We start from the raw sequence: 22792 nt of genomic DNA on the forward strand, positions 1-22792 counted from the left end.
CTTCCCTTCGTTAGCTTCCCTTTTTTGGTTCCGTCATTTGCGACGATCATTTCGACATTCAGCCGAATCCTTTCCGTTCTTCCGCAATGCAGAAAAAGCGCCCGAGGCTTTTGGGCCACAGGCGCTCATTTTTTAATCGATGTTGATAAAGATCTTACCTTCTGCTGTTTTGCGAGCCTCATTCCCGAAGTCGTCCTTGATCTTCACTTCGAGCTGTGCTCCATTCGCCTTCATGTCGGCAGGTACCGTCCAGTATCCGACGTAGTGGCCCGGCGATGTTTCCATCATCGGAAGTTCCGTCGGGTTGGCGGAAGGCAGGTTCGTCAATGGCATGTGAATGACGTAGCTTGCCTTGAGGCCCGGTGTGCTGTCGAATTCGAACTTGAACGACTGGCCCGTTTTCAGGTGTACATCTTCGGCAGGTTTCAGGTTTTCAATGGCTGGTGCTTCATAGTTCGCCCGGATTGTGACACGCTTCGTCACTTTGTTTCCTGCACGGTCCTGCGCGACCACGCGGATCACATTTTCTCCATTGTCGAGAAGAATCCGCTTGGAGTACTTGCCGTTGCGGACATCCGCTTTCTGGCCGTTGACTTTCACCCAGTCAAGGTGCAGATCGGCAACGGTTCCCTGTACTGTGACCGTTTCTTTGTTGGTCTTTTCCCCGTCAGCAGGGCTGGCGATCGTCAGTTCCGGCTTGGTTGTGTCCAGTGTGATGGTGACCGGGGCAGATGTGCCCGTCTCACGGCCATCGAGGATTGAGGTAGCCGTAAACGTATTCTCCCCTTCAACCATAGTGACATCAAACGAGAACTTGCCATCTGCTCCGACTGTCACCGTACCGACTTCCTCGCCGTTGTTGTCGAGACGCAGATCGGTTGTAGCCGATGCCGTCCCCTCGATGGTGATGCCTGACTCATTTGTCAGCAGTCCGTCCTTGTGACTCGTGATGGCAGGCTTTGTCACTTCATAATCCACGCGCGCGCGGATCATGTAGTTGCCTTCTATTGCAGGGGACGGGGACCATGCGCCACCGACAAACTGATAGCTGCGCTTGGAATTCGGTCCGTCTTCATCCGTAGCAAGTCCCGGAGTGTTCGGATTGGCGCGGGATTGGATATAGACCATGTAGAAGTCTTTGCCGACATTGATACCGTGCTCTTTCAGATCCACCACCGTCCATTCGCCATTGCGGAGAGCCGTCGCTTTGAAAGGTCCGGCAAGTTTCTTGCCAGGAGCCCCGTCCGCTCCGGATGCATCCCAAACTTCCACCGCAAAGTCTGTTCCGCCAGGTTCTGGCCAGGATGTATCCCAGAATCGGAAGACACCTGCGGAGACGATGCCTTGCTCTTTCCCGTCAGGAAGGGTCATCTTGACTGCCCAGCCGTTTCCGGCATCGTAAAATGCACGGGCATTCTCCCCTGTTCCATCGTCATATCCGATTTCTCCTCCCGGTACCGTGTAGAACGGCTCGAGGGCGATATCATGCACAGCCGGCTCGTTGCCGATAGTGACCGTCACTTCAGTTCCATGATAGCCGGAAGCGACAATCTTCAGGGTGTAGTCGCCTTCGTAGGCTTCGAGCTGGTAGCGGCCATCTGCATCGGTTGTGACCGGGGAGATGTTCGCATCTTCCACGAGAAGGACAGTCGCGCCTTCAACCGGCGAACCGTCCGCCGAATCGGTGATGGTGCCGGATACCGTGTTCATCGGAACTTCTTCCAGCACAAAATCGGCTGTTGCCGTTTCATCGGCTCCGACGGACACGCTTTGATTTTTGGACCGGTATCCGTATGCCTCGGCAATCATCGTATAGTCGCCTGCTGCCGTCCGCATCGAGTACGATCCGTCGGCAGGATTCGTGTAAACGGAAGACCCGGTTTCGAGCACACTCACCTGAGCATTCAGCGGAAGAAGCATCGGTGCCGGGCTTTTGCCGTCTTCTACAGGCTTCACTTCATTTTTAGGCATGACCGGCTTGATGGTTGCCGGGTCGACCGGATCGCCCTTTTTCAGCTCTTCGTTTTCTTTATTGATCACTCCAAGCTGATTACCGTTGTTGTCTTTCCCATTTTTATCCGTTTTGCCTTTTGCTTTGCCCTTGCCTTTATTCCCCTTAACTGCTGTGGATGCCGCATTGGAAGTGTCCGAAAGGGTGACATCGTCCAGATACCAGCCATCACGGTTTACACTTCCGTCCGAGAAAGCGTTGAAGCCGATGTATACGCGCTGGCCGGCATACTCGGAAAGGTCGACCTCAACCTCTGTCCAGTCAGAGGACTGTCCTTGGACCTTGAGAAGCTGTGTCCAGTTTTCATAGTCGGTGGAGATGACCACGTGTCCGTAATCCCACGCACGCCCTGTGGAAGTGGACTGCTCAAAATTGTGCCAGTGCTTGAACTGCAGGTAGCTGTTGCCTTCCGGCAGGTCGACCGGAGGCATGACGAGCGTGGCGTTCATGCGGCTCGAATAAGTACCCGCAAGGTTGGTTGCATAAACGTTTTCGCCGGAAGCCGCATTGCCCGGCCCGGAAGTCGGTACGCCCTGCTCCCAGCTGTTCTCCTCACCGAACGATACCCAGCCGTTCGCTTCCGCTTCGAAGTCAGTCGAGTAGCCGGTCGTGATGCCCGCTTTGACTTCAACGGAATACTCGTCGGTAGTCACTTCATTGTTGCCGAAGTCATTGATTGTGAACGAGTATTTAAACTGCTCGCCCCCGATATGGTCACCCGGAACGGTGAACGCATAGGTTCCGTCCGTGTAGCTGCCTGCCGTGCGGACGAGTTCTTCGGACTGGGCATTGCCCTCCGCATCAGTATAATTAATCACTGCCGATCTGACCGAAATATTGTCCGTGATATCGACGGCAAGCGTCAGGTCCATCCCGGCGTAGGTCTCAGCAGGTGCCGTATGGCTGAACGCCGGCGCTTCTTCGTCATCGCCTTCCTTCATGACCTGGCCCTCGATCGTGCCGATGCCCGACATGAGGGAGGACACTGCAGCCATCGCGTCAACCAGTCCATGCCCGTAGGCGTGGTTCGGCACAGTCGGATATTGGCTATCCGTCAGTGGAACGGCCGTATCGATGAGGATCTGTTCCATATCATCGACTGTGATGTCCGCATCCACCTGTCGCAGCATCGCCGCTACTGCGGAAACTGCAGGCCCGGACATCGAAGTGCCATTCCACCCGCCCTCATAGCCGTTGCCCGGCACAGTCGAGCGGATGTTCACACCCGGAGCGGTAATGTCCGGCTTGATTTCGTCATATGGAGATGGACCCCGAAGAGAGAAGCCGGCGACTTTGTTGTTGATGTCGGTCGCCCCGGTTGCGAATGATTCAGGATAGTTGGCAGGAGCTGCCACCGATCCAGGCCCTCCCGGATTGAAGAGTGTCGTATTCCCCGCAGAGAACTCCGGGAAGATTTGCGCCGCGCGCCAGTTCTGAACGACTTCGCGGTACCACTCGTCAAGGCCCGGTCCGCCGCCCCACGAGTTATTCACGACATCCGGCGCCATATCCACACGGGCATTGCCCTCGGAGTCAGTCGGCGCAAGGATCCACTGTGCCGCCGCGAGAAGGTCGCTGTCCGTTCCGCCCGCTGCGGTGAACGCCTTGACTGCAATCCACTTCGCGCCCGGGGCGACACCGACCTGGTTGCTTCCGTTCGGCTCCGCACCGACCATCGTGCCGGTCACGTGCGTGCCGTGGCCCTGGTCGTCATAAGGCGTCGTGTTTCCGGCTGTTGCATCGAACCAGTTAAAGTCGTGGTTCACATCCCCGCTCGCCGCATTGTACCCGCGGTACTTTTCTTTCAAAGCCGGATGGTCCCACTGGACACCGGTATCAATGCTTGCGACAACCGTGCCCGTGCCGTCGATTCCGAGGTTCCACGCTTCAGGCGCCTTGACCCGCTCGACGTTCCACTCGACATTGGTCACTTTGGACTTTGGCGATTTTGCCTCAGGCGTCTTTGTTACGGACAGCTGGCGCTGTTCATCCGGAAGAATTTTTTCGACTTCGCTGAAGCCTGCAATCTTCTCTGCTACTTCCTTTGTCGATGTCACTGCCATGCCATTGACGATGTGGTATGGACGGATGTTTTCCGCTTTCCCGCTTTTCTCAAGTTGGACCAGATACTGTTTGACTTCCGCCTGCGAGGACTGCGCGGTCGCTTTCAGTTCGGAGACAACTGCGGAACGTGCCGCCAGCTTGGTCTGGCGGGAAGACAGGTCAGCTTTCTGGGCTGCTTTCCGTGCGGCTGATGCTGCCTTGGCCGTATCCGCTTTGTCCTTGAATTTGATGAGGAATGTGACTTTCTCATCGTTCTTGAACTCCGTCAAGAGCCGGTCGCTGAGTTTTTCCTGCGCTTCTTTGGCCGTATCGACCGCCGACACGCTCGTCCGCTTTTCCGCGGATACGAGACCCGGTGCGATCAGTGACGACACCATCAGCACCGTGGCAGCCATGCTCAGTAACTTTGTGGATTTCTTCTTCGATCCCGGCATTGCGTTTCCTCCCCTTCGAATGGTGTGGCCCGGTCCTGTTCAGGCCGCCCATTCCCCGGGAAGAAAAAAGACAGCCCATGCCCCACTCCTCCTTTCCGATCGTGAGTGATCCCGTCATGATGCCGTCTTGCCTCTTTGCTGTTAGCACTACTATACAACGAAAAAACTGATATTTTCGAATTGTTCCAAGGCCGTAAATGGAAATGATTCAATGGAACCGTCGGCATTTAGGAAAAAAGCCATAAATGCCCACCACGCTTAATCCTGTAAACACCAAGATTATCAATCTTCCCATGGGGTCGGGGATGGGACTTTCGGATATGCATGGATGCATATTTTTCTTTAATATGGAAAATGATTATTTGGGAGGATGACGGTCAAAACCGCAACCGCGCAGTGCGGCCTCCAGTTGGGGCAGCTGGGCAAAAAGAGCTAGAGAGGTCCTTCCGAGCCGGACTTAATTCACATTACGGACATCAATAAACAACAAAAGAAGTTGGAGGGCATGATTGAACCAACCTTTTGCAATGGAAATCTTATACATGTCTTTATGTCCAGGTTTGTCATCTTTTTGTAATAATCCGGGTGAGGCACGGAGCGGAAAATCGTGGAGCTGCGGTCGCGGAAGATCGTTTTGCGGATGCGAAGCATACAGCCGCCACGGATACAAACGGTTTCGAACCTATTAAAAAGGCCACCCTATTTGCATACGAAACCGGGAAGTTTGCGCATGCAAAGTGGTGGCCCTCCAACCAGATTAATCAACTAAGAAATTGTTCCGTTTAGCCCAGCTGCCGCAGCAGGTTCGCCATTTCAATGGCGGCTGTCGCAGATTCGGCGCCTTTGTTGCCTGCTTTCGTGCCGGCTCGCTCGATGGCTTGCTCGATTGTGTCGGTGGTGATGACGCCGAACAGGACCGGGACACCTGAGTCCGCAGCCGCTTTTGCGACACCTTTTGCAGCTTCGTTGCACACATAGTCAAAATGCGCCGTTGCACCGCGGATTACGGCGCCAAGCGTGATGACAGCGTCATATTTGCCTGATTCGGCCAGTTTCTGCGCGGCAAGCGGGATTTCAAAAGCGCCCGGCACTTTCGCCACATCGATGTCTTCCTCGCTGACCCCGTGGCGGCGGAGCGTATCCAATGCACCTTCGACCAGTCTTCCCGTGATGAATTCATTAAACCGACCCGCGACGATTCCGATTTTAAGACCCGTTCCTACGAGATTTCCTTCCAGTACGTTAACCATTCCATGTCCTCCTCATATGTGGAGCAGATGCCCCAGCTTTTCCATTTTTGTATTCAGGTAGTGATGATTCTCTTGAACCGGTTCCATCTCAATCGGAAGCCGCTCCGTGATGCGGATTCCGTATGCGGTGAGCCCGTCCAGCTTTCTCGGATTGTTTGTCATGAGACGAATGTCCCCGACGCCGATATCTTTCAGCATCTGCGCGGCAATTGCATAATCCCTCATGTCATCAGGGAAGCCAAGCCGTTCATTGGCCTCGACAGTATCCAGCCCTTCTTCCTGCAGCCGGTACGCCTTGAGCTTATTGATCAGACCGATGCCGCGGCCTTCCTGTCTCATATAGAGCAGGACCCCCTCTCCTTCTTCCTCCATCTGGCGAAGGGCGGCATGTAGCTGAGGGCCACAGTCACATCTGCGGGAACCGAACACATCGCCCGTCATGCACTCTGAGTGGATGCGCACGGGTACAGTCCTGCCATCACTGATTCCTCCCTTGATCAGGGCAACATGCTCCTGGCCGGTCAGCCGATCGGTATAGCCAATCATCCGGAACTCCCCAAAGTCGGTCGGCATCCGGATTTCCGCTTCCCTTGAAACGAGTCGGTCATGCGTTTTCCGGTATTCGATCAGTTGCTTGATCGTGATCAGTTTAAGTCCGAACTGCCTGGCCATGACCGTGAGCTCGGGAAGACGCGCCATCGTGCCGTCTTCATTCATGATTTCACAGATGACACCGCCCGGTGCATGGCCGGCAAGCTTTGCCAGATCAACGGCCGCTTCCGTGTGGCCGGGCCGCTGCAGCACCCCGCCAGCTTTCGCGATAAGCGGGAAAACGTGGCCCGGACGCCGGTAGTCCTCCGGCACGGCATCGTGATCCATTGCACGCCGGATGGTTTCAGCCCGCTCTCCCGCGCTGATGCCGGTAGTTGTACTGATGTGGTCGATGCTGACAGTAAAGGCCGTTCCGTAAGAATCGGTATTTTCAACAACCATCAGGGGGATTTTCAAGGAATCCGCTTTTTCTTCAGTGATCGGCATGCAGATCAGTCCCCGGCCGTGCCTTGCCATGAAGTTCACGGTTGCTGCATCAGTCAGTTCTGCGATGGAAACCAGATCCCCTTCATTTTCCCGGTCCTCATCATCTGTGACAATCACGGGCCGTCCTGCTTTCAGGTCTTCAAGCGCTTCTTCAATCGTTGAAAACATCTTTCCCTCTCCCTTCATCAGGCAAATCCGTGTTCCTTGAGCGTATTGAGAGATAGGCCAACCGCCTGATTGGCAGAAGGCTGCAGCATCCGTTCTGCATATTTCGCCAGGATGTCACATTCCAGATTCACCAGGTCACCCGGCTTTTTCGCTCCGAGGATTGTCGCGGCACGGGTATGCGGGACGAGCGAAACTGTGATCAGATCCTGTCCGACATCAAATACCGTCAGCGAGGTTCCATCCAGTGCTACGGATCCTTTGCGGACCAGATAGATCAAGTACTCTGCCGGTACAGCAAGTTCCATGTAAACCGCGTTGCCTTCCGCCCGCATTGCCCGGATTTTCGCTGTACAATCGACATGGCCCGAGACGATATGGCCGCCAAGACGGCCGTCGGCCCGGAGTGCCCGCTCCAGGTTCACGCGGGTTCCGTGTTTAACCGTGGCAAGAGAGGTAGCCTTGAGCGTTTCCGGCATGAGGTCTGCCTTGAAAGTGTCACGGCTGAATTCAGTCACGGTCACGCATACGCCGTTGACCGCGATGCTGTCGCCGATCCGGACATCTTCCAGGACAACCGATGCAGCAATCTCGAGCGTGGCGGCATCCCGTCCGGGTGTCACCGACCGGACAGTGCCGGTTTCTTCAATAATTCCGGTGAACATGCGATCTTCCTTTCTTCCGCAATGCGATGAAGGGCACGGTACGGACCGGACAGCTATAAAGACAAGCAGGATAGAGATCCACGACAGACCTTCAACCTGGTGCGGTTGCTGCTTCCGGCCGGACAATGATCTTCGGCATTGCGGTTCTAATTGGTGTTGGATGGGACCGGCATCAGGAGAGCCGTGTCCTTCATGACTTGAATGGGATGTTTTCCTCCGCGGGGCAGACGGGAGGTCAGAAGAGGGGGGTGTGAAGGCTGGTCATTTTCCCGACAGAACATGAAGACTTCTGATCGGGCATCTTACTTTGCATGCTAGATGATTGCAGCGGCTGAATCCTGCAAAAGCTGACATCCTGCCGCCGGCTAATACGGCAGAAGGTTTTTTTGTAAAAAGGGCTTCTAAGCAGCTGGAGAGTACGGACGGAAGAATATTGAACATTGTCCGCTTTCAATAAGCATCTAATTTTCCGACAGTCACGGGCCCAACGAAGCCAGGGATCTGTCCAGAAGTGCATCCGGCCTGCTTCGACGGACAACAGCGCTGGAATATTACGGGAATCATCAGTCAAAAAACAGGGCTCCTTTCACTTCTTTCAAAATCAGCCATCGTGCCGCAAGCATGCAAAAGCCCCGCATCAAAAAACGATACGGGGCAAAAAACATAGCTAAATAAACGTCGGACACAGGTGTGTTCAGACGCGGCTCCTTCTCCCATCCAGACTTTCACTGTCGGTCCCGGAGTTGCACCGGGTCCACCGTACGAATACGGGTCACGGACTGAGGGCATGCGCCCATCACCGCCGGCCGGGAATTTCACCCTGCCCCGAAGGATTGCCTATTCAAGTATACAGATATTGTTTCATAGGATACGGGGATGCGCAAGAGGAAATTGGAAGGATGCCGATTAGACTACACACACACCAGACAAAATGCCGGCATCTCTTGCTGCAATAACGGAGGCCATGGTGCAAATGGACGGTTCCGTAAAAAACCGGAAAGCTCGTTTGCTTTCCGGTTAAAGGTCTAATAGGATTAGCCCATAATATGATAGCCGCTATCGACATAGATGACTTCACCTGTCACGCCTGTTCCCATATTTGAAAGAAGCGCGACGGTCATGTCGCCGACTTCGCGCTGATCGACATTTCGCTTAAGCGGCGCAGTCTCTTCGATCTGACGCAAAATCGTGTTGAACGAAGGGACTCCTTTTGCCGCGAGCGTACGGATGGCGCCTGCAGAAATTGCATTGACACGGATGCCGTCCTTTCCAAGGTCGTTGGCAAGGTATCGGACCGAGGCTTCAAGTGCCGCTTTCGCAACGCCCATGACATTGTAGCCGTCCAGCACACGTTCCGCTCCCAGGTAGGTCATGGTCACGATGGCGCCGCCATCTGTCATATATGGCTTCGCTTCCCGTGCGACCGCCACCAGGGAATAGGCACTTGTATCCTGTGCGAATGCATAGCCGTCACGGGATGTCTCGACAAAGTCTCCTTTCAGGTCTTCCCCTTTCGCAAAGGCGACAGAGTGAACGATTCCGTGGATGGTTCCCACTTCTTCACCGATTGTGCGGAAAGCCTCCCTGACGCTTTCATCATTATTTACATCACACTGGACGATCATGCGGGCTTCGTATCCTTCTTTGTCGAGCGCCCTCTCAAGCTTTGTCCGCGACCGCTCCTGGCGGTTTGTAAAGATCAGGTTCGCCCCCGTCTCGTAAAGTTGCTTGGCAACACCCCAGGCAAGGCTGCGCTCATTCGCCACGCCCATGATGACAATGTTTTTACCTTCAAGTTTCAGCAAATCTCCCATTCAAAAAACCTCCCGGACATTAATACCAGTCATTAGCATCTGGTGCTAATGAGAGTATAGCACAGGATAACGGATCGGGGTGCAGTAGAAATAAAAAAAGCACCGGATACCCGGTGCACATGGGATCATGATTTGCTTTTCTTGTACTCCGCAGCAGCTTCGATAAATCCTTTGATAATGGATTTCGATGGCTCATGTCCCTTGAGCGCGAAGTTCTCCGGATGCCATTGGGTGCCAAGGACAAAGCGCTTATCCGGCATTTCAATGGCTTCCACCAGGCCGTCAGGTGACTGTGCCGCAATTTCCACCCCTTCTCCGACCGTCTTGATCCCCTGTCTGTGGGACGAATTCACACGTGTCCGGCCGCCGGGATAAAGTGGCGGGAGGATTTCACCGCCGATAATCTCAACGTGGTGTACAGGATGTTCACGGCCATGCTCCTGCAAATGTTTGAGGGGCTCATCCAGTTGCTTTTCGATGCATTGATAAAGCGTGCCGCCGGTCATGACATTGAGCATCTGTGCGCCGCGGCAAGTCCCAAAAAAGGGCATGTCCCTTGCCATCACATTCTTGATGACCGAAGAATCAAATTCGTCCATCTCGAAATTGATCTGGCCTGTTTCCGGCATCGTTTCCTCTCCGTAAAGGTCCGGATCGATATCCCAGCCGCCTGTCATGATGACGCCGTCCACCCGGTCCAGCACGTCGTCCAAGTGTTCGGAAGGAACAATCGGAATGATGATCGGAATGCCGCCTTCCTGAATGACAACCTCAGGATACACGGGCTGCATTTTATAGTCGTACAAGTTCTCCTGCTGCTGTGCGGTAATGCCGATAATCGGTTTCATATGCGTCAACTCAACTTTCATTTGGATAGGTATAGTATTTCGTTCCCTATTCAGGGGACCTTCCAAACCTGAAAAAATATCCTGATTCCTCAGAGTATTCATGCGTCCATTGACGCTCTTTGTCAATTCATGTATATTGAAGGGTAGTTCCGGCCATGCTGGACAAAGACATTTGCGCTTTGGAGGGATGGGCATGTACCAGGGCAAGGTGAAATGGTTCAGCAACGAAAAGGGCTACGGTTTTATCGAACTCGATAATGGCGAGGACGTCTTCGTTCACCATACCGGCATCACCGGTGAAGGATTCAGGACACTGGACGAAGGTGAAACGGTTTCGTTCGAAGTGGTGGAAGGCAACCGCGGCCCCCAGGCGGCAAATGTCGTAAGATTAGACGCGCAATGATAGGCACAAATCCCGCTTTGCACAGACGCAGAGCGGGATTTTCATTGGCCGAGTTTATTTAGTTCTGAACCAAGGAAGCGGAGCTGTTCCCCCACGGTGCATTGCTTGATGCAGAAGCGGTGGGCGGTCGCCTTTCCCTTTTCCGTCCGAAGTTGTTTTTTCAGGAAACAGCCGTCGCAATATTGGTCCAGCAGTTCATCGATATCCTGGATCAGGTTCATTTTGTTCAACAGCGTTCACTCCAGTTTTCTGATTCCCACATTGTACCGGCTTCCCGCTTCCATTTCAAGCAGGTTGTCCGGCCCCCCAAAAAGGAGGTGCTTGGGTGCTTGAAGTGTACATAGACGGCGCAGCAGCAGGAAATCCGGGCCCTGCCGGCATCGGGGTGCTGATCCGCGGCGAAGGACATGAGGTCAAAGTGTCGGAACCACTCGAAGACCTTGATAACCATACCGCCGAATTCCGGGCGTTTGTCAGAGGTGTCGAAGAAGCCGCGAAACTGACTTCCGGGTTGGTGTCAGTCCGTTCGGATTCCAAGGCTGTCGTCAGCGCGGTCGAAAAGCGCTATGCGAAAAACCCTGTACATATGGATATGCTTGAGCGTGCGCTCCGAATCGCTGACGGATTTGATTTCTTTTTCATCAAGTGGATTCCCGACAGCCAGAACCGGGCCGCAGATGCGCTTGCCAGAGCCGCCATCCGGAGGAAGTGATGGTTAGTATGGCCCGGCATATCAGCTAAATTCACCGAAGAACAGAATAAAAAACGGAAGTCGGCACTGGGCCTGCTTCCGTTTTTTTAGCCGATTACTTTCATGAATGTGACGGTTCCCTTGTCTGCCTCGTATAAAACCCAGTTACGGTCTCCTACAACCGCACCCACATTCACGAATGTCCGTCCTTTCCTGACGCTATACGGAACACCGAAACCGACCTCTTCCATTTGGCGGTCAATAGTCAGCCCGGAATCGTGGCTGTGGCCGTAGAAGATGAGATCCGGCCCCGTTTCCGGGAAAACTGGCATCCACGGGTCTCCTCCCCACTTCCACTGGTGGCCGTGGATCACCTCGGCTGTTTTTTCAATGAGGATTCTCTCTTCCATCATCCGGATTCTGCGCAGGAGCGGCTCATCTGACTCGGTGATCAGCTCAATTCGCTCCTCCTGATTTCCCCTGACGGATGGAAAAGACAACATGTCGATCAGCTCATCTGAATAGAGCATCACATCCTCCAGCTTGTTGAATCGCTCGAATGGCGCCCGCTTCTTACTGATGATGCACTCAAACAGGTCACCGGTGCCGATCAGTTCAGCATCCGGTGCCTGTTTTTTGATATCATTCAAAACATCCTTCAAATCTTCCACGGATGAATGGATGTCTCCCAATAATGCGTACTTCATTCTCTACCCCCGGCATCGATCGTATCGTCACACGTATTAATATAAAAACCTTCTGTCTCGGACCATTCACAATATAATATATGGTCTATGTCGTGGTAACCCATTTCTGAGAGCTGGTCATGGAGCCATTGCTTGTCCTTGCCGACCAATTTCAGCATGTCCTCTTTGAGGAACCCGCCATCGATCAGCAAGACGGAAGGATCTTCTTCCGCCTTATCAATTTTCAGGTCGCCGACAGTAACCGGCTTATACTTGGCAAATGTATTGACCGAGACAGAACCGCCCGGCTCGATGACCAGGTCTTTCACCTCGCGCAGCGAGAAGATGCCCTCTTGGCGGAGCATGATCCGCAACTGCTCCATTTCCAACATGTTCCGGCCCATTTCCTTAATATTAAGTTTGCCATCCTTGATGATATAGTCGGGTGTTCCCATGAGTGCAATCCTTGCCTTATCCGACTTTTCCGCGAACTTTTCAATGATGAATACAAGAAGGCCGAACAAAATAAGGGAAAATATCAGCATCAAAATTGAAATTTTTTCGTCGTAGATGGATTCTTCAAGAATCCCTCCAAAAATCAAGAGATAGACAATATCGAATGGTGTCATCTCTGCGAGCTCTTTCCGCCCGAGAAGGCGGATGATGACTAACAGGAATACGATTCCAATCACCAGTTTCGCTGAAATCAGCAAATAGTCCAAAGCAATCCCTCCGTGACAATAATTCTTTTATCATCACGGTAGATACCCTATTCCTGCCTATCTGAATCTGGCAAAGAGTGCCGCTTCAATTACTGTCTTTCTCTACCGGGTTGTCGGGATCACTCACCCAGTCGCTGTAGCTGCCGACATAAAGGCGGAGATTCTTCTGCCCGACATGGTCCAGCATGGCGAAAAGCGGAGCGGCTGTCACACCGCTTCCGCAGTATACCGTCACCGGTTCATGGTCGGCGACAGATTCCATGAGAGATTGCTCCACTGTTTCTCCTGTGTCGAAGTAACTCCCCTTTTTCAGTCGGGTCCAGTCGTAATTCCGTGCGCCTGGAATGTGTCCGGCTACCGGATCCAGCGGCTCATGTTCCCCGCGGAATCGCCCGGAAGCGCGGGCATCAAGCAGAACGCCCTCTTCCCGGCCTTCCGATACCTTCTTCACTTCTTCTCTGGATGCCAGAATGTGTTCCTGCCATTGCGGCTTGACATCCGAAAGTTGCGGACGGCACGGCTCGGCATCGACCGGATAACCGGCTGTCCGCAGGCCTTCAAACCCTTCCTTCAGGATGAAAGCCTGTGTGAATCCGCCGTAGCGAAGCAAAAAATAAGCGCGTGCGGCAAACGGCTCGCCGCCCCCGTCATAGATGAGAATCCGGTCATCCAGGGACAGGCCGCTCCGCCGGAACAATTCCGTGAGTTGCTCGCGGGATGGCATCGGATGGCGTCCGTTCTTCGATGCCATGTCCGACATGTCTTTTTCGAGATCCCAGTAAACCGCACCTGATATATGGCCTTCCAGATAGGCTTTTCTGCCCGCTTCCGAATCACCGAGCGAAAACCTGGCATCAATCAGCTTGTAGTAGCCTTCCGACAAATCGTCAACCGACTTGAACACGTCCGTCACCTGGAACCCTCCCATTCACAAATGGCTTCGTAAACCTCTTTCCACTCCTGCAGATTCACAGTCTTCTCAAGCACTTCCCGCTCGGAAGCGATGCGGGCCAGCGCGCCGTGCAGCAGATGCTGGCGAAGACCTTCCGCCTCCAGCTCCGTCCACTGGGTAAAGGCTTCGATCATCCGTTTCTTCTCATTCTCCATATAGACCTCCGCATCCTTCCTAGCTGCAGTTTCAAGTGCATCCCGCAGCTTGTCACGTCCGCCGCCCTCGAAGAAGTCTTTGTCGTTTTTAAACAGACGATTGACCGATGCGTGCTTTTCCGGATCGGGGTAAACCGCCGGGAATGTGAGGGTTTCCTTGTCCTTGGGCTCATACGGCGTCAGAGAGAACATCGGGTCCAAGTCACGGAGCTTCCGCTGTTCTTCGACATACCGCATGCCAAGCCTCCGGATGGTGAAGTTCATGAGCCGGAAGTCGGTGACCTTCATTTCCTGGACGATGTCGAAACCGACGGCGTCCAGAGCTTCACGCAACGCGATGGCAAGGGCTTCCCTGGAGGGCTTTGAGGCAAATGTCGCCGGGTTATAGGCTTCGCCGAAAAACTCATTGAACCGGAAGAACACGCGTTGGATCACATAGTACATCAGCTCGTCCAGTTCAGCCTTGGAATCGTTCAGGATGACCGGCGCAGCCGATTGTGCGTAACGCTTCCGCAGTTCCTGTTCGAAACGGCGGAGCTCTTCCATCCTCTCCGCTTTCCTGGACCGGTTCCGCTCGGTGCGCTCAATCAGATCGCCGAGCCGCTCCGCAGTCTTTCGGCTTTCCTCGTTGAGCCCCTGGACCGCGAGACCGCTCAGTTCATCCCCAAGGAAGCGGTGGAAGGCTTCTTCGAAGTCCGGCATGCCGGAGTGATAATCCGCCTGTTCCCGCTTTTCTTTCAGGGCGAGCAGGCTCGAGATGCCATAGAGCCGCGGATTTCGGATGCCGAAGCGCTGGAGTTCGCTGCCGACATATTGTTTGACCATATCCGCTTCCTCTTCGTTTGCCGCGAGGTCGATCGCATTGACGAGGAAGAACATCTTATCCATCTCGAACGCGTCTTTCACCCGGCCGAGCTGGATGAGGAACTCCCTGTCTGCTGCCGCAAATGCGTGATTGTAATAAGTGACGAACAAAATCGCGTCCGCATTACGGATGTACTCAAATGCGACATCGGTGTGACGGGCGTTGATCGAGTCTGCGCCAGGCGTGTCGACAAGCGTGATGCCGCGCCGTGTCAGCTCGCAGTCATAGTAGAAATCGATAGATTCGACAAAGCAGCTTCGGCTTTCCTCGGCAACATACTTGCGGAACTCGTCTTCCTCCACATTGACCGTCTGGCCGAGCAGCATGCCCCGCTCCGGATAGCCATCGCGGAATGCACGGATAAACGAGCGGTGCAGCTGCTTTCCGTCTTCGATGTCTTCCTTGCCGATTGCCTCATCAGCTAGTCTGAACGCTTCGTCGAGCGAGCGCACGGTCATGCCGAGATGGGCGAACGCGCGTGTGACGTCTTCTGTCATGGCGTCCGCCGATTTCAGATGGATATCCGCAGTGCCGCTTACATGGCGCTCGTCTGCCGGCCGGATGCGGTTAATTGCGGCGGTTGTCGGATTCGGGGACACCGGAAGCACCGATTCCCCGATCAGGGCGTTCGAGAACGACGACTTGCCGGCGCTGAACGCCCCGAACAAGGCGATTGTAAAGTCCTGCTTGCCGAGCCGGTCGGCTTTCCGCATCAGGTAATCCGCAGTTTCCTGGAAGCCCGGTATCGGCCTGACTTTCTCTGCGATCATGCTTGCCTGGCGGATCGCGCCTTCCGTATCGACATGGCCGGCTTCTTCACGTTCGGTATCTTGTTCGATTATCCCCTGTTCCTCTTCCTTGTCAGGTGCCATCGACGGGTCGAATTCGAGCACCGACTCCCTCATCGTCCGCTCCCTGGCTTCCCAGTTTTCGGCGAGCACTCCGGCTTCCTTCGCCAATGCCGGAGTCGGGGCATCAAGGGATTTACGGAAATCGGCGATTTCGTTATCGGCTTCTTCAATGGCCCGGATGGCATCGGCTTTCCTGCCGAGCACGGAAGACTGCTGGAGCTCGGAATCTGTCCGCTCATTGGCGGCATCGGCAATCCGGGCTGCCTGCTCTTCTTTCCATCCGTCGGTTTCCCGGATAAACCAGCGAATTGTCGACTGCCGGACCGATTCCGTGAAGTTTAGCACCGTATCCCCTGTAACGAGCGCTCCTTGCGGCACCTGGCTTTCAATGACGGAAAGAGGCACATCGAATGTCATGCCATCAATCCGGAGTGCTTCCTCGTCCGTCAGGAGCCCTGCTTCCCTGAGCGCCGTCTTCATCAGGCCTCGGAGGTGTACGGATACTTGCGCATCAACCGTTTTCCGGTATGTGGCAAGAACCGCATCAGCTCGATGTTGCCGCTCTTCCTCGGTCTTTTTCCCGCTGAACAGGAAACCGACCTTGAACGATTTGGACTGCGCTTCCAGATAGTCCTTCATGAGGTCACGGACTTCAAACGGCATAAGCCCTGCGTTTTCCAGCAGATCTTTCCGCTTGGATTCAAAATCATCCTGCCAGCGCTCCGGCGACAGCAGTTCGACCCGCCTTGAGGCATCGGCCGCTTCTTCCTTGATTTCCTCACGGCGTTGCCATTCCGCTTCGGACAGGACATCGGCATAAGTCGACTTCCGCTCTTCACGCTCATCCTCGAGGAACCGGATGTGCTCATCGGCCAGCTTCCGGAGGGTTCCCTCAGCCGACGTCCGGAGGGATTCCTCGCGATTATGGATGGACATCGCGACCAGCGTCTTCACTCTTTGGAAATCGTTGTTCGGAAGGTCCGGTTCACGGAGCGAGGTGAAAAAGATTCCTTTCGGGTGCACACCCCAGGAAGCGAATGATTCACGCACAGACGTTCTGAAGTCTTCAAAACTCAGCTCCGCCTCGCGGTGTTTGTCAATCTGATTGACGATCAGGTATACATTTTCATTGTAGGTCATGAGGTTCTTGGTGAACGTGAAGTTGAGTCCCGACTGGACATGGTTATAATCCATTACGTAGAACACGAGGTCCGCCACATGCAGGGATGACTCTGTCGACAAGCGGTGGGCATCATCGGTCGAATCTACACCCGGCGTATCCATCACCTTCACGCCCTCCGGAAGCTCGGAATCTTTGTGTCCGACTTCAATTTCGGAGACGGCCTGTCCGTCTTTCGAGAACTCTTTCACATATTGGACGTCGACCTCACCCGAGAACCGGATCGGCGCGCCATCCGTCCGGTGGATGATCGCGAAATCATCATCTGCTTTATGGACGTTTACGATATTCGCACTTGTCGGAATCGGCCCGGTTGCCAGGATATCCACACCGGTCAGCGCATTGATCATGCTGGACTTACCCGCGGAAAAGTGGCCCGCAAACCCGACAATATAATCGTTTCTCATCAGTTTCCGTGCAAAACGTTCCGCCTTCTCGGCGCGCTCCCGGTCCCCGTTTTTGCGGAACAGGACCGCCAGCTGTGCAGCCTGCCGGATCAGTGGTTCGTGATGCTGTTCAAATTGCGCCATTGGCTAAATATCTCCTCTACGTCTGTTTTCTTGTGCTATCATATCATTTTTTTGCTTAGGCGTGGCAGGGCGGATGGAATTGGGAATGAGGCAGGACGGGAGTGTCTGGGGATGTTGAGAAAAGCCCGGGTTGGTTTCGTCATTCGTCTATCCGGTTTCGTCATTGGAGCGGCAAGTTTCGTCATTGGCCTCGGGAAACGGGATGAATGATGAAACTATTCGCCTGAATGACGAAACTGAATCGGCGAATGCAGAAACCGCAGCAGGCGTGGGTGTTGCTGAAACAGGTCTATGCCTAGCAGCTGGCCCACTCTTTTCCAACTTAATAAAAAACCTTCCGCATTACACGGAAGGCATACTGTCTGGCTGGACGGGAAGCACCTTTAGGATATCCTCCTCAGCCTTTATTTCATTTTCATCAAGCAGCAGTTGAATGTCGCCATGGTCTTCGGATGTCCGAATCAGGCGGCCGATGCCCTGCCGCAGACGCAGGAGCATGTACGGCATATCGATGTCACGGTGCGGATTTTCGGCAAAACGGCGCTTCGCTTCAAAGAGCGGGTCGTCCGGAGGATACGGAAGGTCATGGATGATGACGCGTGTGAGCGCCTCCCCCGGAATGTCGAGCCCTTCCCATAGGTGCCAGGAGCAGAGTGCCTGTGCCTTGCCCTCCTGGAAGTCACGGACCATTGCCGACAGCGCGCGGTCCCCTTCGAAAAGGTAGCGGGAATCCTGGCCCACCGCTTTGCGGAATGCATCCATCGAAGCCTCCGACCGGAAGAGGATGAGCGACTGCATTCCGTCTTCTGTGAGCCGCGCGACTTCGGCCGGCTTGTCGGCAGCGCGGCTCAAACGGATCGCCATCACTTCTTCATAGTCAAACGGCGACTCGACGGAGAAAGACCTGTAATCCCGGATGCCGAGTGAGCCTGCAAGGAACGAGAAATCTCCATTCACAGACATCGTCGCGGATGAGAAGATGACCGGCATTTCTCTTGAAAACATCAATTCCTCCAACATGTCTGTCACGAGCCGGGGCATGATAACCAGCGTCTCTTCGCCGTTCTCATCTTCCAGCCAGTCGACCGCTTCACCATTTTCCGCGAATAGTTTCATCGAGTGGATGTATTGCTCAAGGTATTCCTCGGCGATTTTCAGATCGTAGTCCGGTATCACATAAAGGTCCGCATCGAAGACGAGTTCCTCCAGAATATCGACAGCGAGCTTGACGACGGCTGCCGCGCGGTCGCTGATTGCCTTGGATCGGACGATGGCACGCCGGTCGCCCTCTCCTTCCGCCGCCTCATGAAGCAGGCGGAACAGTTCTGCGTGGTGATCAATCAGCGCCTCCATGAGGACGAGTGTCTTTTCGCGCACACCGTCGACCATGATGCGGGACAGCACCGTGTCGATCGTGCGCTCTTGGACGCGGTACGAAAACGCTTTTTGCGCAGCATACTCCAGCAGATGGCCTTCGTCAAAGACAACAACAGAAGACTCCGGCAGGAGCGGAAGCTGTCCCTGTCGGCTGCGCGACTCTTTCGTCCAAAGATGTTCCATATAGAAATCCTGAGAGCAGATGATCAGGTCGGTCGATGCCCGGTAGTGGTTCCGGTGCAGCGTCTGGCCGCACCGGTTCCGAAGCTCGCAAGAACCGCACTGATAAAGCGGATGATAATTGACCGAGTTCCAATCCTCGTCGGACAGGTCCGGATAATCAGAGCGCGCACCGTACGGATCCAGACGCATCATCGAGCCGTGGCCACGCACGAAGTCCGGAAGGCTGGCATCGATGGCGTCTGCAACATCCGTCACACCCTTTGATTCATCCAGGCGCTTCAGACACAAATACTGTTCGCGGGACTTGGCGAGCCGGACGTCCACCTTCAGATCGAGCGCCCGCTCCAGTTTGCCGATGTCCCCGGTTTCCTTGACCAGCTGGTCGATGAGGGTCTCGTCGGCACATGCGATAATTGCAGGCTTCCCGGTGTACCGCGCATACGCGACCGCCGGCAGCAGATAGGCGATCGTCTTGCCAGTGCCGACCCCCGCCTCCGCGAACAACACCGATTTGTCCTTGAGCGCCTGGCCGATCTTGAACGCCATGAACACCTGCTCATCGCGGAGGTCAAACCCCTTCTCGGTCAGTTCATCGTACAAAACATCCCCGATCCAGTCGTCGAGCGACTCAAAAAACGACCGCTCCCGGTCCAATGCAAACGGAATCGCCTGTTTCAATCGAAAGCCCCCTGTAAACGTAATGAAAGCATTTTTCCATTCAGGCGGAAAAATGCACGATTTTATGAGTATAGCATGACATGAAAAAAGTGGGAAGCATTTAAGTGTATGCTTCCCACCCGTTGTCCCTTTCATTCAAGACGGACGGTGACGTCTCCCTCGATGTAATTCGGGTAGGCGAAGAAATGGATGGTGATCGGATTTGAGTAGTCTCCGTTCTTGAAAGTGAGGTCGCTGTAACTGTAATCGTCGATCTGCCAGGATCCGCCGGAAGCCAGATCAATCGTCTTTCCGTTTGAATCCACTGCATCCCGTAGGTATCCATAGCCGAATTCAGCACCTGTTTTCAGTTTTGTTTCAACCAATGTCGGTGAGAGTTTCGTCACCTCCAGCTTTCCGTCGGACGGCGTCTCCAGAACTTTCCCGGTAAGTGTATTGACGACCAGCTGTTCGGTTTTTTGAAGGGCCTGCAGGCGACTCATGCGGAACACGAGCCGGTCAGGCTGTGTGAAAAAGTTGCTCTGCAAAAAGTATGTCTCGCTTCCGTCTTCTTCCCATGTCGCTGTGATGCCGTTGGAAATGCTGCTCCATACCTCACCCGATTCGCTTTCGAGCCGCATGTCTTCATATTGAAGGATATCCATCGTATTGTCCGGATCCTCCATGACGTTCACCTCGACACGGAGCGGATGAATGTCAATCGAGCGGATCGTCAGCTTTTGGCCGCCGATCGTGACAGTCTGGTTTAGCTGATGGGATTTTGACTGGGCAATTGGTTTCTTCAAAGTAAACGGCAAGCTGAACACACTTGTATCCCCTTCGCGAAGCTTGAGCCTCAGCTCAAAGTCCGTGACATCCGGTGCAAGGGGCTCGGCGAAATTGTAATGGATCAGCTGCTCGTTGCTTATCTTACCGTCATCTGAAGGATAGTTGAAGCTGATTCCCCGATGTTCGATCAGCTGGCCATTGTGGTAAAGCTCCGGTGTTTCCAGGAAAGGATCCTTTAATCCCGCCGCTGAATCCACCGTGAAGGAAATCACCATCCCCGACTGATCGGCGATGATGCCATTGAGTGTGATGGTAAAAGACCCGTCATTGTCCGTCACATGGAGTTCTTCGTAATACTCGTTGTCGATGATCGCCTTCATGCCTTTGTCGTTTTGGATCAATTCGACGACCGGGGCCATTCCGGGCAAGCTGGAGACTGCCTGTGCAAATGCAGGCGAGATCCTGATTGACAAGACAAATGCCAAAAGCAAAACCGCTGCGGCCGCCGCCGGCCAAATCATCTTGATCGCTTTCTTTTTCAGGGTGCGCCCCTGGCTTTCCTGGCGGACACCCGCCCTGATCGCACAGGACAGCGCTTCCTCCGGAATAGGAATCTTATCCAGCCGGTCCTTCATATGCCGCAGCCGCTCCTCTTCACGATCAATCATCTGAACGCCCTCCCTTCCCGTTGATGAACTCCCGCAGAGTCCGTAGTGTGTTGTGGAGTCGTGACTTCACCGTCCCCTCCGGAAGCTCCTCGATTTCTGCGATATCCTTGATCTTCATCTCCTCGAAATACTTCAGATGGATGAGCCGGCGCGACGGGTCCGGCAGGGCCAGGAGCGCTTCTTCCAGCATGAGGAGCTCATCGCCGGATTGGGCGATGCGTTCCGGAATCAGGTCGGTCACCGGCTCGCGTCTTCTCTTTTTCAGTTCATCCTGGCAGTAATTGATCATGATTCGCGTCAGCCATGTTTTTGCATAAGCCGGTTCTTTCAGCCGGCGGATGTTGCGGAACGCCCGCGCCGTCACTTCTTGAACAGCCTCGACGGAAGCGTGCTCGCTTTTCAGGAAGGCAAACGCCGTGCGGTAGAGCGACGTTTTATGCAGTTCCATCAAACTGACGAACGCCTCGGCATCTCCCCTTATTGAACGCTCAACCAGCTCTTTTTCTTCCATGGCCTACCCCCGCTTCCTGTGTCTCTGTACTTATTAGACAGGCGAAGAGCAAGAAAGTTCAAGGGAATTGGCGAAATTCGAATTTAATTTTGGACGAATCGCGGCGGGACGGTATTTGTTAGGAATTGAGAAGCGGCAAAATCAGATTTTGGTGCGATTTTGCAGGGGAAAATCGAAAAATGGGGATTTGCCTTTTCTCCCGTTCCCGACTTAAATACGGGAAAGGGGTGGGTGCAATGGAGGAGCGGAACTATCCGCTGTACTTGTACGCGGCAGAGCGCATGTTGCCGAGAATGGCAGAGCAGGATCCGAAATACATCGAGGTCGAAAATGAAATCACGACTACCCGCATCGGCTATGAAGGGGAAACCCGATCTGACCAGATGATCCGGAGGGCCTGCCTGCCCCGGCACTCCCGGGTTCTGCATGATTTGACGATTCGGGTATTTGGTGAAGATCCCGTCCAGATCGACACGCTCGTCATCACGAAGCATTTCGCGTTTATCATCGAGGTGAAAAACATCAGCGGAACCTTGGAGTTGGAGCGGCATCCCGCGCTGCTTAAACGGACGGCAAAGGATGGCAAAGTGAGTTACTTCCAATCCCCCTTTGTTCAATTGAACATGGCGATAGACACCGTAGCCTACTGGCTGCTTGCGCAAAATATCGAGATACCGGTCAAAGGCGCCGTGTTCCTGGCCTCCAAATACGCCGAGCCCCATTTTGAACCAGGAATGCCGATCCACTTTATCCGTGAAATCCCTGACCTTTTCCGCAATGAACTCAAAAACCATCCTCCCGCAATAGACGAAGCAGCTGTTGAGTGGATTGCTTCTGCCTTGCGATACCAGGAGGAACCTTATGACCACTTTCCACTGGTACAGCATTTCAATCACACTCAAGACAACCTCCATACGGAACCGCTCTGCACGGAGTGTCTCGGCAGACTGGAGACGCACACCAAACGAATGGGGACCTGCATGAAATGCGAATTGCGGCAATGGATTCCGTACACCGAAACACTGGTCGACTATTTCCTGATCTACTGCAAAAAAGCCTCACTCACGGAGTGCTCCAACTTTATTAATCTCGGACGCTCCAAAACAGCTGAACTATTGAAATCGCCTCTTTTCTTGCGGCACGGCAAAACCAACAATACTGTTTTCGAATTGAACCGGCCGAATATCCGCATTTCCCGAGAAGGAAAACTTATCGTGCCGGGGGATGAGAAAGTGAAATGAGGTTATTTGTGTTCCGGGAACGGGACGGGAACCCAGGTAGCA

Annotated in this window: 17 protein-coding genes and 1 riboswitch; of the genes, 3 read left to right on the top strand and 14 right to left on the bottom strand. The window is 54.0% G+C overall.

The window, feature by feature from the left end:
- Positions 1-132: 132 nt before the first annotated feature.
- From BLT01_RS04475 to BLT01_RS04505, 6 genes are all read right to left on the bottom strand, one after another.
- Complete coding sequence (locus BLT01_RS04475) at positions 133-4509, bottom strand: S8 family peptidase (RefSeq protein ID WP_092095041.1); 4377 nt, start codon at positions 4507-4509, stop codon at positions 133-135.
- Between the two features lie 782 nt (positions 4510-5291).
- Positions 5292-5759, bottom strand: coding sequence for a 6,7-dimethyl-8-ribityllumazine synthase (ribH, locus tag BLT01_RS04485; RefSeq protein WP_092095045.1), 468 nt, complete (start codon positions 5757-5759; stop codon positions 5292-5294).
- 12 nt (positions 5760-5771) lie between these two features.
- Entirely contained in the window at positions 5772-6965 is a 1194-nt protein-coding gene (locus tag BLT01_RS04490) for a bifunctional 3,4-dihydroxy-2-butanone-4-phosphate synthase/GTP cyclohydrolase II (protein WP_092095047.1), read from the bottom strand.
- Between the two features lie 17 nt (positions 6966-6982).
- Positions 6983-7627: a riboflavin synthase gene (ribE, locus tag BLT01_RS04495; RefSeq protein WP_092095050.1), complete on the bottom strand. Its 645-nt coding sequence runs from the start codon at positions 7625-7627 to the stop codon at positions 6983-6985.
- 701 nt (positions 7628-8328) lie between these two features.
- A riboswitch (FMN riboswitch) is annotated at positions 8329-8464 on the bottom strand.
- A 197-nt stretch (positions 8465-8661) separates the two neighbouring features.
- Positions 8662-9441: an enoyl-ACP reductase FabI gene (fabI, locus tag BLT01_RS04500; RefSeq protein WP_092095052.1), complete on the bottom strand. Its 780-nt coding sequence runs from the start codon at positions 9439-9441 to the stop codon at positions 8662-8664.
- 125 nt (positions 9442-9566) lie between these two features.
- Positions 9567-10289, bottom strand: coding sequence for a gamma-glutamyl-gamma-aminobutyrate hydrolase family protein (locus tag BLT01_RS04505; protein ID WP_176765042.1), 723 nt, complete (start codon positions 10287-10289; stop codon positions 9567-9569).
- 193 nt (positions 10290-10482) lie between these two features.
- On the opposite strand from BLT01_RS04505, the gene BLT01_RS04510 reads away from it, so the two are divergent.
- Positions 10483-10692 (top strand): cold-shock protein, encoded by a 210-nt coding sequence (locus BLT01_RS04510; protein ID WP_008296927.1) that lies wholly within the window; start codon positions 10483-10485, stop codon positions 10690-10692.
- Between the two features lie 41 nt (positions 10693-10733).
- On the opposite strand, the gene BLT01_RS04515 is transcribed toward BLT01_RS04510, so the two are convergent.
- Positions 10734-10922 carry a zinc-finger domain-containing protein gene (locus tag BLT01_RS04515; RefSeq protein ID WP_092095056.1) on the bottom strand — a complete coding sequence of 63 codons (189 nt, stop codon included), beginning with the start codon at positions 10920-10922 and terminating at the stop codon, positions 10734-10736.
- A gap of 95 nt (positions 10923-11017) precedes the next feature.
- On the opposite strand from BLT01_RS04515, the gene BLT01_RS04520 reads away from it, so the two are divergent.
- Entirely contained in the window at positions 11018-11404 is a 387-nt protein-coding gene (locus BLT01_RS04520; RefSeq protein ID WP_092095058.1) for a reverse transcriptase-like protein, read from the top strand.
- An 86-nt stretch (positions 11405-11490) separates the two neighbouring features.
- On the opposite strand, the gene BLT01_RS04525 is transcribed toward BLT01_RS04520, so the two are convergent.
- From BLT01_RS04525 to BLT01_RS04555, 7 genes are all read right to left on the bottom strand, one after another.
- A complete protein-coding gene (locus tag BLT01_RS04525) occupies positions 11491-12090 on the bottom strand; it encodes a metallophosphoesterase family protein (protein ID WP_092095060.1) in 600 nt (199 codons plus the stop codon).
- The gene (locus tag BLT01_RS04530; protein ID WP_092095062.1) at positions 12087-12791 is read right to left on the bottom strand and encodes a DUF421 domain-containing protein; all 705 of its coding nucleotides are present in this window, start codon (positions 12789-12791) and stop codon (positions 12087-12089) included. The genes BLT01_RS04525 and BLT01_RS04530 overlap by 4 nt, the downstream gene beginning before the upstream one ends.
- Before the next feature lie 85 nt (positions 12792-12876).
- On the bottom strand, positions 12877-13704 hold the full coding sequence (locus BLT01_RS04535) for a sulfurtransferase (RefSeq protein WP_092095406.1): 828 nt from the start codon (positions 13702-13704) through the stop codon (positions 12877-12879).
- On the bottom strand, positions 13701-17324 hold the full coding sequence (locus BLT01_RS04540) for a dynamin family protein (protein WP_092095064.1): 3624 nt from the start codon (positions 17322-17324) through the stop codon (positions 13701-13703). Before BLT01_RS04540 ends, BLT01_RS04535 begins: the two co-directional genes overlap by 4 nt.
- 342 nt (positions 17325-17666) lie before the next feature.
- Complete coding sequence (locus tag BLT01_RS04545; protein WP_092095066.1) at positions 17667-19562, bottom strand: ATP-dependent DNA helicase; 1896 nt, start codon at positions 19560-19562, stop codon at positions 17667-17669.
- 131 nt (positions 19563-19693) lie between these two features.
- A complete protein-coding gene (locus tag BLT01_RS04550) occupies positions 19694-20998 on the bottom strand; it encodes a DUF4179 domain-containing protein (RefSeq protein ID WP_092095068.1) in 1305 nt (434 codons plus the stop codon).
- Entirely contained in the window at positions 20991-21509 is a 519-nt protein-coding gene (locus tag BLT01_RS04555; protein ID WP_092095070.1) for a sigma-70 family RNA polymerase sigma factor, read from the bottom strand. The genes BLT01_RS04550 and BLT01_RS04555 overlap by 8 nt, the downstream gene beginning before the upstream one ends.
- A 236-nt stretch (positions 21510-21745) precedes the next feature.
- On the opposite strand from BLT01_RS04555, the gene BLT01_RS04560 reads away from it, so the two are divergent.
- Positions 21746-22750, top strand: coding sequence for a nuclease-related domain-containing protein (locus BLT01_RS04560; RefSeq protein ID WP_176765043.1), 1005 nt, complete (start codon positions 21746-21748; stop codon positions 22748-22750).
- The last annotated feature ends 42 nt before the right edge of the window (positions 22751-22792 follow it).

Source organism: Bhargavaea beijingensis (assembly GCF_900101985.1).
Lineage (GTDB): Bacteria > Bacillota > Bacilli > Bacillales_A > Planococcaceae > Bhargavaea > Bhargavaea beijingensis.

Coding starts and splice junctions, on each gene's coding strand:
- ribH (WP_092095045.1), bottom strand. CDS start 5,759: ATGGTTAACGTACTGGAAGGAAATCTCGTAGGAACGGGTCTTAAAATC.
- BLT01_RS04475 (WP_092095041.1), bottom strand. CDS start 4,509: ATGCCGGGATCGAAGAAGAAATCCACAAAGTTACTGAGCATGGCTGCC.
- BLT01_RS04560 (WP_176765043.1), top strand. CDS start 21,746: ATGGAGGAGCGGAACTATCCGCTGTACTTGTACGCGGCAGAGCGCATG.
- BLT01_RS04540 (WP_092095064.1), bottom strand. CDS start 17,324: ATGGCGCAATTTGAACAGCATCACGAACCACTGATCCGGCAGGCTGCA.
- BLT01_RS04550 (WP_092095068.1), bottom strand. CDS start 20,998: ATGATTGATCGTGAAGAGGAGCGGCTGCGGCATATGAAGGACCGGCTG.
- fabI (WP_092095052.1), bottom strand. CDS start 9,441: ATGGGAGATTTGCTGAAACTTGAAGGTAAAAACATTGTCATCATGGGC.
- ribE (WP_092095050.1), bottom strand. CDS start 7,627: ATGTTCACCGGAATTATTGAAGAAACCGGCACTGTCCGGTCGGTGACA.
- BLT01_RS04510 (WP_008296927.1), top strand. CDS start 10,483: ATGTACCAGGGCAAGGTGAAATGGTTCAGCAACGAAAAGGGCTACGGT.
- BLT01_RS04525 (WP_092095060.1), bottom strand. CDS start 12,090: ATGAAGTACGCATTATTGGGAGACATCCATTCATCCGTGGAAGATTTG.
- BLT01_RS04555 (WP_092095070.1), bottom strand. CDS start 21,509: ATGGAAGAAAAAGAGCTGGTTGAGCGTTCAATAAGGGGAGATGCCGAG.
- BLT01_RS04505 (WP_176765042.1), bottom strand. CDS start 10,289: ATGAAACCGATTATCGGCATTACCGCACAGCAGCAGGAGAACTTGTAC.
- BLT01_RS04490 (WP_092095047.1), bottom strand. CDS start 6,965: ATGTTTTCAACGATTGAAGAAGCGCTTGAAGACCTGAAAGCAGGACGG.